Annotated in this window: 11 protein-coding genes and 1 riboswitch; of the genes, 3 read left to right on the top strand and 8 right to left on the bottom strand. The window is 72.4% G+C overall.

Features of this window, described 5'->3' with window-relative positions; genetic code table 11:
• Nucleotides 1–517 precede the first annotated feature (517 nt).
• A complete protein-coding gene (locus tag ACFYPR_RS01335; protein WP_088950422.1) occupies nucleotides 518–721 on the bottom strand; it encodes a cold-shock protein in 204 nt (67 codons plus the stop codon).
• A gap of 305 nt (nucleotides 722–1,026) precedes the next feature.
• Between ACFYPR_RS01335 and ACFYPR_RS01330 the strand changes: the two genes are divergently transcribed.
• Nucleotides 1,027–1,557: a GNAT family N-acetyltransferase gene (locus ACFYPR_RS01330; protein WP_354861453.1), complete on the top strand. Its 531-nt coding sequence runs from the start codon at nucleotides 1,027–1,029 to the stop codon at nucleotides 1,555–1,557.
• Between the two features lie 173 nt (nucleotides 1,558–1,730).
• Here ACFYPR_RS01330 and paaN read toward each other — a convergent pair whose 3' ends face one another.
• The 4 genes from paaN to ACFYPR_RS01310 form a co-directional block, all read right to left on the bottom strand.
• Nucleotides 1,731–3,404, bottom strand: coding sequence for a phenylacetic acid degradation protein PaaN (gene paaN / locus ACFYPR_RS01325; protein WP_355064437.1), 1,674 nt, complete (start codon nucleotides 3,402–3,404; stop codon nucleotides 1,731–1,733).
• A gap of 101 nt (nucleotides 3,405–3,505) precedes the next feature.
• The gene (locus ACFYPR_RS01320) at nucleotides 3,506–4,525 is read right to left on the bottom strand and encodes a GNAT family N-acetyltransferase (RefSeq protein ID WP_355064435.1); all 1,020 of its coding nucleotides are present in this window, start codon (nucleotides 4,523–4,525) and stop codon (nucleotides 3,506–3,508) included.
• A 257-nt stretch (nucleotides 4,526–4,782) separates the two neighbouring features.
• Nucleotides 4,783–6,069, bottom strand: coding sequence for a threonine synthase (thrC, locus tag ACFYPR_RS01315; protein WP_355064433.1), 1,287 nt, complete (start codon nucleotides 6,067–6,069; stop codon nucleotides 4,783–4,785).
• Nucleotides 6,070–6,079: 10 nt separating this feature from the next.
• Nucleotides 6,080–6,215: riboswitch (SAM riboswitch) on the bottom strand.
• A 67-nt stretch (nucleotides 6,216–6,282) separates the two neighbouring features.
• Nucleotides 6,283–7,251, bottom strand: coding sequence for a DMT family transporter (locus ACFYPR_RS01310; RefSeq protein WP_355064431.1), 969 nt, complete (start codon nucleotides 7,249–7,251; stop codon nucleotides 6,283–6,285).
• 91 nt (nucleotides 7,252–7,342) lie between these two features.
• Between ACFYPR_RS01310 and ACFYPR_RS01305 the strand changes: the two genes are divergently transcribed.
• Nucleotides 7,343–7,648: a metalloregulator ArsR/SmtB family transcription factor gene (locus tag ACFYPR_RS01305; RefSeq protein ID WP_355064429.1), complete on the top strand. Its 306-nt coding sequence runs from the start codon at nucleotides 7,343–7,345 to the stop codon at nucleotides 7,646–7,648.
• 126 nt (nucleotides 7,649–7,774) lie between these two features.
• Here the strand turns inward: ACFYPR_RS01305 and ACFYPR_RS01300 are convergent, their stop codons facing one another.
• Nucleotides 7,775–8,224, bottom strand: coding sequence for a DoxX family protein (locus ACFYPR_RS01300; protein ID WP_355064427.1), 450 nt, complete (start codon nucleotides 8,222–8,224; stop codon nucleotides 7,775–7,777).
• A gap of 506 nt (nucleotides 8,225–8,730) precedes the next feature.
• Here ACFYPR_RS01300 and ACFYPR_RS01295 point away from each other — a divergent pair.
• The gene (locus tag ACFYPR_RS01295; RefSeq protein WP_355064425.1) at nucleotides 8,731–9,342 is read left to right on the top strand and encodes a DUF4232 domain-containing protein; all 612 of its coding nucleotides are present in this window, start codon (nucleotides 8,731–8,733) and stop codon (nucleotides 9,340–9,342) included.
• Here ACFYPR_RS01295 and ACFYPR_RS01290 read toward each other — a convergent pair.
• Nucleotides 9,332–10,228: an ABC transporter permease subunit gene (locus tag ACFYPR_RS01290; protein ID WP_355064423.1), complete on the bottom strand. Its 897-nt coding sequence runs from the start codon at nucleotides 10,226–10,228 to the stop codon at nucleotides 9,332–9,334. The genes ACFYPR_RS01295 and ACFYPR_RS01290 overlap by 11 nt on opposite strands.
• A complete protein-coding gene (locus ACFYPR_RS01285; protein WP_355064421.1) occupies nucleotides 10,228–13,092 on the bottom strand; it encodes an alpha/beta fold hydrolase in 2,865 nt (954 codons plus the stop codon). Before ACFYPR_RS01285 ends, ACFYPR_RS01290 begins: the two co-directional genes overlap by 1 nt.
• Between the last annotated feature and the right edge of the window lie 124 nt (nucleotides 13,093–13,216).

Below are 13,216 nucleotides of genomic sequence, written 5' to 3'. Positions count from 1 at the left end.
GGCGGCGGCCCAGCCGGTGGACCCCAACCGCCCTGCGCGGTGGGATCCGGCGTACCCGCCGGACCGGCCTGCCCCCAACCCTGGGGGATCGGGCCGGGTGGCGGCCCGTATCCAGGCGGCATCGCAGGGCCGGGGCCGTATCCAGGCGGCATCGCAGGGCCGGGGCCGTATCCGGGTGGCATCGCAGGGCCGGGGCCGTATCCGGGCGGCATCGCAGGGCCGGGGCCGTATCCGGGCGGCATCGCAGGGCCGGGGTCGTGTCCGGGTGGCGGCCCGGGGTCTGCGCCGGAGGCCGGTGGCGTGCCCGGGGCCGCGCCGGAGATGGGTGAGGTGGGGTCGGACGGGCCCGGCTCACCCGGCCCGGAGGGCGTGGTGGGTGGGGGCGGCTGGTCGGTCATGAACCCTCCTCAGCATCGGCTGGAACGGCTCACGATCTTCCCGGGTGGGCGTCCGCACCGCAGCCCCGACCCGCCAGCCGATCGGGGGTGATCCGCGAGCGAAAAGGTCGGGAATTCGCTCAGGCGATGACGCGTACGTGTTCCGCCTGCGGGCCCTTCTGGCCCTGGGCGATCTCGAACTCCACCCGCTGGCCGTCGTCGAGCGCCTTGTAGCCGTCCATCTCGATCGCGGAGAAGTGGACGAACACGTCCTGACCGCCGTCGACGGCGATGAAGCCGTAGCCCTTTTCGGCGTTGAACCACTTCACGGAACCCTGTGCCACGGTGCACTTCCCTCACTCTTGCGCAGCGTTGCCTGCCCGGGCGCGCGGCACGGCCGGACGCCCTCGGACCACCGCCTCAGCGATCGACGACGGCCGCTGAAAGGGTGACCGAAATCGCACGCTACACGAGGAGTGACGGCCGCGCACGACCCCAAATCGGGCGTATTCCCGGGCGATCCGACCGGGCCCGGGGGCCGGACCGGAACGGGCCACGGACGACCGGTCCCGGCTCGCCGCCCGGCGGCCCGGCGGCGGGGCGGGGCACGCCCCGAGGCAGCTCCCGCCCCTGTGGTAGGCATGCAGACATGACCACCGATATCGGCTCAGCCGCCGTTCGGCAGGCCGAGATCCACCGGGTCCGGCCGGAGGACGCCGCCCGGATGCGGGCACTGCGCCTGGAGATGCTCGCCGACGCGCCCTTGGCCTTCCTGGAGACCGTGGCGGACGCGGCGGCCCGACCGCACCGCGAGTTCGCCGCGCGGGTGGCGTACACGTCGGCCGGCCCCCACAACGCGCAGTTCGTCGCGGACCCGGGCGGCCGTCTGGTCGGGCACGCCGGCGGCACGGTCGCGCCGAACGAGCCGGGGCTGACCGTCATCTACGCCGTGTACGTCACGCCGGCCTGGCGGGGCAGCGGGCTGCTCGGCGAGCTGATCGACGGGGTGGCCGCCTGGTCCCGGGCCTGCGGCCGACCGGAGCTGCTGCTGGAGGTGGTGGTAGGCAACGACCGCGCCTACCGGGCCTACCGGCGGCTGGGCTTCACCGACACCGGCGTGCGAGTCCCCCACCCCACGATCCCCGCCCTGAACGAACTACAGATGCGCCGAACAGCCTAGAAACAAGAGAACCCATCCCAAGGCAGAACCCCGGTGATGTCTAAAAGCCGGACGCGTCAGCGACGACCGCGTCCACGTGAGGGTTTCCGGGGCAGCCCGCCCCGCGCAGGGATCAAGCCTGACCGCCCGGAGCGGGGCGGGCTGCCCCGGAAACCCCCAACCGCAACCAAAGATCAGACGTGACGCCGCGACTGCACGATCCGGAACCGGTTGGCCACGTACGCCCCGTCCGTCAGCGCCGAGTTGGCCGCCGCGTTCGCCCCACTGCCGTGGAAGTCGGAGAACGCCGCCGACTGGTTGACGAAGACCCCGCCGGTGAGGTTGCAGGACAGGTGCACCCCGACCTCGACCGCCACCGCCTCGGTGGCGTCCAGCACCGCCTCGTCGGTGGAGTAGACCGCCGCCGTGAGCGCGCCCTTCTCCCCGACCGTCCGGCGCAGCAGTTCCAGGCTGTGGGCTGTGGAGTCGGTGGCGATGGCGAACGAGATCGGCCCGAACCACTCCCGGCCGTACGTCTCGGCGTCGTCCGCGCCCAGCTTCACGATGGTCGGGGTACGCACCACCGCGTCGGCGTACGCCGGGTGGGCCACGGCCCGTGACTCCAGGACCAGCTCACCCACCTTGGTGACCTCGGCCAGCCGGTCCAGCACCCCGTCGTTGACGATGGCGCCGGTCAGCTCGACGCCCCGGGCCGGGTCGGCGGTCAGCTTGCCGACCGCCGCGGCGATCCCGCCGGCCACCTCGTCGAAGCTCTTGTGGCCCTGGTCGGTCTCGATGCCACCGGCGGGGATGAGGATGTTCTGCGAGGTGGTGCACATCTGCCCGCTGTAGAGGGTCAGCGTGAAGCCGAGGTTGCGGCACATGCCGGCGAAGTCGTCGGTGGAGTCGATGACCACCGTGTTCAGGCCGGCCTTCTCGGTGTAGACCGACGCCTGCCGGGCGTGCGTCTCCAGCCAGTCGCCGTACTCGGTGGAGCCGGTGAAGTCGACGATCTTGACGGACCGGTGCAGGGCCAGGTCGCTGGCGAGCTTCTCACCGGGCGCCTCGGCCGCCAGCATGATCAGGTTCGGGTCGAAGCCGGCCTCGGCGAGCACCTCCCGGGCGTACTTCACCGTGACGGCCAGCGGCAGTACCGCGCGCGGGTGCGGCTTGACGATCACCGGGTTGCCGGTGACCAGCGAGGCGAACAGCCCGGGGTACGAGTTCCAGGTCGGGAAGGTGTTGCAGCCGATCACCAACGCCACCCCACGCGGGACCACGTGGAACGTCTTGGTCATCCGCAGCGGGTCGCCCTTGCCGGCGGCCTTCTCCCAGCCGGCCGTGCCGGGGTGCCGGGTCATCTCGGCGTACGCGTACGCCAGCGCCTCCAGCGCCCGGTCCAGCGCGTGCGCGCCGCCGGCCTGGAAGGCCATCACGAACGCCTGCCCGCTGGTGAACTGCACCGCGTTGGCCAGCTCGAAGATGTGCTTGTGCAGCCGGTCCAGGATCTCCAGGCAGACGCCCACGCGGGCCTGCGGGCCGGCGTCGCGCCAGACCGGGAGCGCGGCGGAGGCGGCGGCGATCAGCTCGTCGGTGCCGGCGTGCGGGTAACGCACCGCCAGCTCGACCCCGAACGGGCTCGTCTCGGTGGCGATCCGCTCGCCGGCGCCCGGCTGGTCGAGCGGAAAATCACCGCCGAGGTACGCCTCGAAGGCGGCCTTGCCGTCGGCGGCGGCGGTTTCGCCGTACACGCGGGGGCTGGGGGACTCGGGATAGGCGGACCAGTAGCCCCGCTCCGTGATCGCGGTCAGCGCTCGGTTGAGGGTGTCGGCGTGCCTGTCGTACAGGGGATGCGGGGTCTCCGTCATGCCAGCCATCATGCAACAGCCAGGTCCGCGAGCAGTAGGGGCGGATGCCAGACAGAGGTTCATGCCTGAGCCAGGTCCGCGAGCAGTAGCGCCGATACCCGTCAGAGGGTGAGCTGCCAGTTGTTCCAGGCGTCCACCGGGCGGAAGCCGAGCTGCTCGTTGATGGCCACCATGTAGCTGTTGCTGGCCGCGTTCCAGGTGTCGATGACGCGTACCGCCGGCTCGTGGGTGAGCAGGTGGTGCAGGTTCTCCGCCTTGGCGATCAGGCCCAGGCGGTGCCCACGGTGGGCCGGGTCGACGATGGTGATCTGCTGGAAGGCGTGCCAGTCGGCGGAGGCGCCCACGTCGAGCAGGGTCCAGGCGACCAACCGACCGGACGCTTCGTGCCGCATCCCGAGGTGGTAGCGCCGCCGGCCCCGGGCGTCCAACGCGCGCTCGTTGCCCCGGATGCGCTCGGCGTCCACCTGCTCCGGTTCCCACTGCACGTCACCCATCGGCGCGTCCATCAACAGCCGGCTGTCCAGGTAGGCGATGTCCGCCACGTACTCCTGCGGCGTGGTGCCCTGCCAGCAGACCGACCGGTAGCCCTCCGCCCGCGGCTTGGCCTCGGCGAGCGCCGCCCGCAGGGCGACCCGGTCGATGTCGGCGATCTCCAGCCGGCGTCGCACCTCGGCCAGGGCGGACTGCGCCCCGGTCGAGGCGGCGAACGCGTCGCCCGCCCCGGAACGGGCCGCACCGCCGGGCAGCGCGCGGACGGTCATCGCGACCACCCGCTTGCGGCCGTGCTGGCGCAGCAGACGCACCCCGTACTCGTGCAGTGCCCGGCCGACGCCGCGCCGCCGCAGCTCGGGACGCACCGTCAGCTCGGCGGTGGCGTTGTCGGTGTTGTCGAGCTGCGGCAGGTCGAGCTGGAGGTACCCGGCCGGCACACCGTCCAGCCGGGCCAGCGCCCAGAGCGATCGGGTGCCGGGTGCCGGCGTGTGGAACAGCGCGTCGAAGCGACGCCGGCAGAAGGGCGGGAAGTCCGGAAGGTCGACCTCGTTGGCCGCCACCCCGACCCGGTACGCCTCGTCGACCGCGGCCCGGTCGGCGCCGTCGAACGACGTGATGGTGATGCTCATGCCGGGGAGCCTGACAGGCGGAAAAGCGATGGGGCCAGCGAATTATTCGCTGGCCCCATCGGACGTGGTCGGGAGGGACACTCGCACAACGCCTCCGGCGTTGGGTCGCAAGAACTTCAAAAGTCTCCGGCGAAATGCCCTCCCGCACGGAGCATCTTGCGCCGTCCGGTTCCTGCCGTCAAGTCCAGACCGGCGGGTTTTCCATACTCACAGCGAAAACCCAGTTACTGGCCGGTGGGCCCGGCGCGGCCCCAGAGTCAGCCGAGGAGGCCGGCGTCGCGGGCGGCGCGAAGGCTGGGCTTGATGTGGTGGGTCGGGCCGACCTGACTGGCCACCGCGTCGATGGTCTTCAGGCCCTCGCCGGTGTTGAACACGACAGTCTCGGCCGTCGGGTCGAGCCGCCCGGACTCGACCAGCTTGCGCAGCACCGCCGCGGTCACCCCGCCCGCCGTCTCGGCGAAGACGCCTGTGGTGCGTGCGAGCTGGCGGATGCCGGCGCGGATCTCGTCGTCGTCGGCATACTCCATCCAACCGCCGGTGCGGCGGACCGCCTCCAGGGCGTAGAGGCCGGCGGCCGGGTCGCCGATGTTGAGCGACTTGGCGATGCCGGTGGGCTTGACCGGGGTGATCGTGTCCGTGTCGGCGTGCAGCGCGGCGGCGATCGGGTTGCAGCCGGCCGACTGGGCCCCGAAGACCTTCCAGCCGCCGGCCGGCGCCTCGACCAGGCCGATCTCGACCAGTTCGGAGAACGCCTTGTCAATCTTGGTGAGCAGCTCACCGCTGGCCATCGGGATGACCACCTGGGCCGGGATGCGCCAGCCGAGCTGCTCGGCCACCTCGTAGCCGAGGGTCTTGGAGCCCTCCGCGTAGTACGGCCGGACGTTCACGTTGACGAACGCCGTGTCCTCGAATTCGTCGGTCTCCACAAGCTCACCGCAGAGCCGGTTGACGTCGTCGTACGAACCGTCGATGGCGACCAGTTCGCCGCCGTACACGGCGGTGGTGATGACCTTGCCCTGCTCCAGGTCACTGGGGATGAAGACCACCGAGGGCACACCGGCGCGGGCGGCGTGCGCGGCCACCGAGTTGGCCAGGTTGCCGGTCGACGCGCAGGCGAACCGGGTGAAGCCGAGTGCCTTCGCGGCGGTCAGCGCCACCGAGACGACCCGGTCCTTGAACGAGTGGGTCGGGTTGGCGCTGTCGTCCTTGACCCACAGCGGTGCGGTGATGCCCAGCTCGGCGGCGAGGTGCGGGGCCGCCACCAGCGGGGTCAGCCCCGGGTCGAGGGTGACCCGGGTGGCCGGGTCCTGGCCGGCGGGCAGCAGCGCGGCGTACCGCCAGATGTTCTTCGGGCCCGCCTCGATCTGCTCCCGGGTGACCGTGGCCAGGGCCGCGGTGTCGTAGTCCACTTCGAGAGGGCCGAAACACTCGTAGCAGGCGTGCTGGGCGGCGAGCGGGTAGCGGGCCGAACAGGCGCGACAGACCAGGGCGCGGGCGGGGCTGGCGGAGGTGTCGATGCCGGAGGCGGCGAGCGTCGACGTCATGTCGAGAGTCCTCTCATCTTTCCCCGCATCGCACGGTGCGGCGGGGACGGAATTGGCACCTGCCCCGCGGGTCGCTCAGCGGTGAGCGCGCGGGGTGGTTGCCGGGGCGTCGTCGGGCCGTATCCCTCAGCCCCTCTGGATGAGGTATGCAGTTGTGCCGTCGAGTCTAGGCAACGTTGCCTGTCGCCTCCACCGGGTATCCCAGGGAGTGGGTCAGCGGGCGGCCACCGCCACCGGGTCGACCACCGCGGCCGGGTCGGTGACCGCGGTGGGTCGCGGCAGGGACGACGACCGGGTCCGTGCCCTGGTGGCGAGGTTCGCGGCGACCAGGGCGGCGATGGTGATCGCGGCGCCGACCAGCTCGATCGCCTCCGGCCGGTAGCCGCGGGCGATCTGCACGACGAAGGTGGTCACCGGGACCAGGTTCATGAACAGGGCGGCGTTGGCCGCGCCCAGCCGCTGCACGCCGGTGTTCCACGCCAGCACCGCGACGACGGCGGCGACGATCACGGCGTACGCCAACTGTGGGGTGACCGCCACGAGGTCGGCGGCGGCCGGCGCGTGCTGCCACCCGACGGCGTCGGCGCCGATGCTCGCGGCCAGCATGGCGGCCGTGCCGGCGAGCGCGGTCAGCGTGGTGAAGCGCAGCGGCGACCAGGCGCCGAACCGGCTGGCGCCGTGGGTGTAGATGCCCCAGCCGAGCACCGCGCCGATCATCATGAGCCCGCCGAGACCGAACTGGCCGAACCCGACAAGGCTCCCGCGGGTGATCACCAGGCCGACTCCGAGGAGCGCCACCAGGGAGAGGGCCAGCAGGAGCGGCTTCGGTCGTACGCCGTCCCGGGCCCACCGGACCAGCTGGGTGATGACCGGCGTGGTGGCCACGAAGAGGGAGATCTGCTGCGGGGCGGCGTGTTCGAGCGCCAGGTTGGTGAGCAGGTTGAAGCCGGCGAAGCCGACGACGCCGAGCACCACCACCTCGACTCCCCGACCGCCGAGCCGCAGCGCTGCGGGGCCCTCGCGGACCAGCAGGATGGCGACCAGGATGACTGTGGCGAACAGGTAGCGGGCGGTGGTCAGGTTGAGCGGATCGACCCGGCTCAGCGCGCTGGCCAGGATCGGGAACATCGCGCCCCAGGCGAGCACGGCGAGCAGCGGATAGGCGGCGGCGCGGGATCGCATCGGCAGCTCCCTTGTTCGAGTATTTTCGAACCAACGACACCGACCATAGGGTGTTGTTCGAGAGTTGTCGAACAAGGGTTACACTGGTCACATGGAGCCGCACGAACCCGACCTGACCGTCGTACCGGTCACCGCCGTGCTGGCCGCACTCGCCGACGACGTGCGGCTACAGATCGTGCGGGCGCTCGCCGAGGGTGGCGAGGCCGCGTGCGGCAGCTTCGACTTCGGCGTCTCGAAGGCGACCCGCAGTCACCACCTCAAGGTGCTGCGCGAGGCCGGCCTGACCCGGACCCGTGCCGCCGGCACGAGCCGCCTGGTCCGACTGCGCCGCGACGAGGTGGACAAGCTCTACCCCGGCCTGCTGGACGCGGTCCTCGCGCCTCGCCCTCCGGCCTGACGCCGCCGCCTTCGCCCGATCCGACCGACCTCGAACGACCCTCGACCGACCTCGACCGACCTCGAACGGGCGCGCGTCGCCGGAGCCGCCTCGTCGAGGCTCCGGCGACGCGCGGTACGGGTGCGGTCAGGCGGAAACCGGGGCGGGGTCGGTCACCGAGGCCGGTGGAGCGTCGGCGCGACGCCGGGCGAACAGCGCGTCGAGCGCCCAGGGGCCCGAGCCGAGCGCCGCGACCAGAAGGAACGACCAGCAGAAAAGCGCCGACAGCTCACCGCCGTTGCGCAGCGGAAGCAGGTCTTCGGGCTGATGGACCACGAAATAGGCGTACGCCATCGAGCCGGAGGCGAGAAGCGCGGCGGGCCGGGTGAAGAGCCCGGCCAGCACCAGCGCGCCGCAGATCAGTTGGATCAGCGCGGCCCACCAGCCCGGCCAGGAGCCGAACGGTATCGCCGAGCCGGTCATCGGGTTGCCGCCGAACAACCCGAAGATCGAGGACAGGCCGTGCAGCATGAACAGCAGGCCGGTCACGATGCGGAACAGGGACAGGGTCGGCCCGCCGAGCCGAGAGACGTTCATGGAGACCTCCATCGAAGGGGACAGATCTCTTCAATGGTGGGACATGAATGTATCGAAGTTAATAAATTCCTTGCTAGTGGGAAGATCCCCGCTCGGAACATATCGCCCGTGTGGGAGCGCTCCCGCCCAGAACGTACCGCCAGCCGAGGTGGCCGTACAGCCTGTCGAGCTGCCCGCAGCGCCTGTCGAGCTGCCCCACGTGTGGGGCGTAGAGCCCACCGCGCCCTGAGCGCGGCGATGCCGGCGGGCCGCTCTGGTCATCCGGCGTGCCGAACAACGCCATCACGCCCAGACGAAGTGCCCCGTCGGCTGACGCACGAACGATGATCCACTCCGTATCGCCGACATGGGGCTTTCCACGTCGCGGGATACCGCCACGTCGGCGGAGTGGGGGTGGATCACCGGTCCGCCGTGGAGCGGTAGGCCGGCGGGTCGCACGAGAGCGGGCCAGGGCGAGCTGCGGGGCCGGGCGGCGGTGGGACGCCCGCGTGGGCGAGGATCGGCGGATGATCTCCCTCGGCACGGCAGCACGGCGACGGGCCAGCGCGGTGGTCGCGGTGGCCGCAGTAGCTCTCCTGCTCGCCGCCTGCACACCCGGCGACCATCGGGGCCAGGGTGGTGATCCCACGGGCCGGCCACCGACCACGCCCGGCACGACCCCGTCGGCGAGCGCCGAGCCGGTCGCCGAGTGCCCGGCCTCCGGCGTTCGGATCCGGTCCACCGGTGGGGACGCGGCGATGGGGCTGCGCGCGCTCGGCCTGGAACTGGTCAACTGCGGCGACCGCCCCTACCGGCTCAACGGCTACCCGGCGGTGTGGGTCCTGAACGAGCAGCGCAAGCCGATCATCCTGCGGGTGGTGAACGGGGCGAAGGAGATCACCTCGGGCTTCGATCAGCCGCCGCAGCCGGTCACGCTGCGCAAGGGCGAGAGGGCCGTCGCCACAGTCCTCTGGCGCAACCTGGTCACCGATTCGACAGTGGTGGCCACCGCCGGGGCGTACCTGACGGTCGCGCCCGCCGCCGGTCAGCCGGCCGAGGAGGTCGACCCGGACGGCCCGATCGACGTGGGCAACACGGGCCGGATCGGCGTCAGCGCCTGGCGGAAGGCTACGACGTGATGTCCTTGCGGGTGAACCGCCAGAACGCCAACCCCCAGAACAGCGTCGCGTAGCTGATCGCGGAGATGCAGCCGCGTACCACGTCGTCGGTCTGCACCGGCGTGGAGAGCAGCCCCAGCCAGGCGGTGCTGAAGTGGGTGGGCAGGAAGTCGCGCAGGCCCCCCAGGGCGGTGATCTGGTCCAGGATGCTGGACAGGATCCAGAGCAGGACCGCTCCGCCGACCGCGCCGAGCGCGGCGTCCGTCGTCACCGACAGCAGGAACGCCAGGCCGGCCACCACCAGGAGTACGACCGCCAGATAGCCGAGCACGGCCAGCAGTCGGAGCAGCCCCTCGGTCGGCTCCAGCTCGGCGGCGACCGTGCTGCGCAGTGGCGACCAGCCGTAGCGCAGGGTCCCGGCGAGCAGGGCGGTGCCGGCCAGCAGCAGCAGGGCCAGCCCCGAGTACGCGAGCGCGACCACCAGCTTCACCGTGAGCAGCCGGGCCCGGGGCACCGGGATCGCGAGCAGGTAGCGCAGGCTGCCCCAGCTCGCCTCGCTGGCCACCGTGTCGCCGCAGAACAGCGCGACGACCACGACCAGCAGGAACGACGCCGACACGAAGATCGAGAAGAGGGTGAAGTTGAGCCCGCCGGAGGTGGCCAGGTCGACCAGGCTGGCGAACTCGTTGTTGCCGTTGTCGTCGTCGCCACCCGAGTTGAACTGGAAGGCGACCAGGATGATCAGCGGCAGCAGCACCATGAACCCGAGCGCCAGCTGGGTCCGCCGCCGCGCCGCCTGCCGGCGGAACTCCGCCGCGAACGGCATGGTGGCCGAGGGTCGGTAGCCCCGGGCCGCACCGGCCGGGTCGGTGACGCCCACCGGCGCCTCGACGGGAGATCCAGCCATCACCGGTCACCGCTTCCCCGAGAGTTCTCGCCCACCAGGGCGAGGAACGCGTCCTCCAGGCGCCGCCGGGGCACCACCCGGTCCACCCCGATGCCGGCGCGCACCAGCTCCGCCACCACCTCGCTGCGGGCCGTGCCGTTGGTGTCGACCACCAGTTGGCCGTCGCTCTCCGGCAGCACCCGTACGCCGTGCAGCCGGTCCAGCACCGCCCGCGCCGCCACCGGATCGGTGACGTCGAACAGCACGCTCGGCGACTCGCCGACGATCTCCTGCACCGGCCCGGACGCCACGATCCGGCCCTTGTTCACCACCACGGCGTGCGTGCAGGTCTGCTCCACCTCGGCCAGCAGGTGGCTGGAGACCAGCACCGCGCGGCCGTCGGTGGCGTACCGCTGGAGGACCCGGCGCATCTCGGCGATCTGCGGCGGGTCGAGCCCGTCGGTCGGCTCGTCCAGCACCAGCAGCTCGGGAAGGCCGAGCATGGCCTGGGCGATGGCGAGCCGCTGGCGCATGCCGTGGCTGTAATTCTTGATCTTTCGGTGTACCGAGTCGCCCAGCCCGGCGATCTCCAGGGCCGCGTCGAAGTGCGCGTCCTCGGCCGGCCGTCCGGTGGCCTTCCAGTACGCCTTCAGGTTGTCGAGACCGGACAGGTGCGGCAGGAAGCCGGGCCCCTCCACCAGCGCGCCGATCCGGGACAGCACCGGCGAGCCGGGCACCAGCCGACGACCGAAGACGTAGATCTCCCCAGCGGTCGGCTGGGTCAGCCCCATCAGCACCCGCAGGGTGGTGGTCTTGCCGGCGCCGTTCGGCCCCAGCAGACCCACCACCTGACCGGGGTGCACCTCGAAGTCCACGTTCGACACCGCGACGAAGCCGTCCGCGTACTCCTTGCGCAGCGCGCGCACGGCCAGCGGGGTGTCCGCGTACTCCGGATGCACCGAGCGGTCCTGGCGGCGGTGCCGGCGGCGGACCACGGCCACGACTACGACGAGCCCGATCACGATGGCGGCGAGCAGGCCGGCGAGCACCCAGCGCCAGAGCGTCGCCGCGGTGGGGATCGGCTCCCCGCTGACCGTGGGCAGGCTGACCGCGCCGTCCGCGGCCACCGTGTAGACGGTCGGCTCGGCGGGCGTGGTGTACGCCTGGTCGGAGCTGGCCACCACCAGTCGCAGCCGGTGCCCGGCCTCGACGCGGCGGACGATCCCGGGCAGCGTCACGGTGACCGGGCGGGCGTCCTGCACCCGCTGCGGCAGGCCGGTGAGCCGGACCGGGGCGACCAGCCCGTTCGGCAGCGTGGCCGCGCCCTCGGGGTCGACGTCGTAGAGCTTGACGAAGAGCACCGCCTCCCCGGTCGGCGAGGCGGCCCGCACGGTGACGGTGGGTGCGCCCGCCACGTCCACCGCCTCGGTCAGCGGCGCCGACTCGAAGCGCGCGTGCTGGCCGGGCACGTCGCCGGCCACCCCGTCCAGCAGCGAGGTGAGGCCACCGGCGAAGGGGATCGAGGAGATGGCGGCCGGGTTGCCGTTCGGCGGGTTCGCGATCGGCTGCGCCGGACCGGCGACAGTCACCTCCCGGCGGGCGTTGCCGGCCAGGCCCGGATAGTCGGCGCGGCGGAAACCGGTGGCGACCAGGCCCCGGTCGAGCGCGTCGAAGCCGGCGATCCGCGACCAGGTGAAGTCGTCGCCGGGCGCGTCCCCCTCGCCCTTGACGTAGTGGTCGAGCCACTGGACGGTCAGGAACTTCACCCGGTCTTCGTCCGAGCGGGGTCCACTGCCACCGTCGTGCCCCCCGGTGAACCAGGCGACCCGGACCGGGGTGCCGGCGGCGGCGATGCCCTTCGCGTTCGCGTCCGCCTCACCGAGCGGAAAGAGGGTGTCCGCCTCACCCTGCACCAGCAGGGTGGGGGCCTTGATCCGGTCCAGCACGCCCGCCGGGCTGGACCGGCGCAGCAGGTCCACGGCGGCCTGGTCGGCGCGGCCGGCGGTGGCGATCCGCAGGTACGCGGCGCACACGTCGGCGGCGAATCGCCCGCAGGACGGGTCGGCGGCGCCGGCCGGGGCTCCACCGGGAGCCGTGCCCGGGCCCTCGCCCGGCCCCGGGCTGGGCGGGCCGGCCGATGCCGGCGCCCCCTCGGGCTGGGCTGCGGTCGCCCCGGAGAGCCCGGCCGGGCCACTGCCCACGTTGCCGCCCCCACCGAAGAAGAGACCCGCCCAGCCCTTCTTGAACACGCCCTCGGTCGGTGCCGCACCGGTGCTCTCCGGCAGGAACGCCCGGGACAGGTCATTCCAGGTGATCATGGGGACGATCGCGTCCACCCGACGGTCCTGGGCGGCCAGCAGCAGCGCCAACCCGCCGCCGTACGAGCCGCCGACCACGCCGACCTTCGGATCGCCGGGGGCGTCGGTGCGCACCTCGGGCCGGGCGGCCAGCCAATCCAGCAGCCGCTCGGCGTCGCGCACCTCGTAGTCCGGGTTGTCCAGGTGGATCTCGCCGCCGCTGCGGCCGAAGCCCCGCGCGGTCCAGGTGAGCACCGCGTAGCCGCGCCCGGCGAACTCCTCGGCGTCCGAGCGCACCGACTCCTTGGTCCCGCCGAACCCGTGCGCCAGCAGCACCGCCGGCACCTTCCGACCGGACGACGCCCCGGTCGGGAGGTAGAGGGTCGTGTCCAGGTCGACGGGCTGGTCTCCGGACGGTCCGGAGCGGACGGTGAGCATCGCGCTCTGGGTGCGTACGCCCGATTTCCGCGGCCACACCGCCCAACCGACGGCGGCCGCCAGCAGCACAACGACCGCCGCCGCGGCGATCGCGCGGCGGCGGGTGGGCAGGGCACGCCGGAACCACGCGGCCGGCGACGGCGATCTCATGCGGCACACGGTACGGGCCGCAGGCTGAGCGTTGGCTGAGATCCGCCGTACGTCCGTCCGGTTGCTCCGATCGGTGATCCATCCCGGTGCGACCGCGCATCCTCCGGCGCGGCCGGGTGAGTTG

The sequence above is a fragment of the Micromonospora sp. NPDC005254 genome (assembly GCF_042872525.1).
Lineage (GTDB): Bacteria > Actinomycetota > Actinomycetes > Mycobacteriales > Micromonosporaceae > Micromonospora.
The sequence above is the reverse complement of the archived record's forward strand: the minus strand, read 5'-3'. Positions and strand labels throughout refer to the sequence as shown.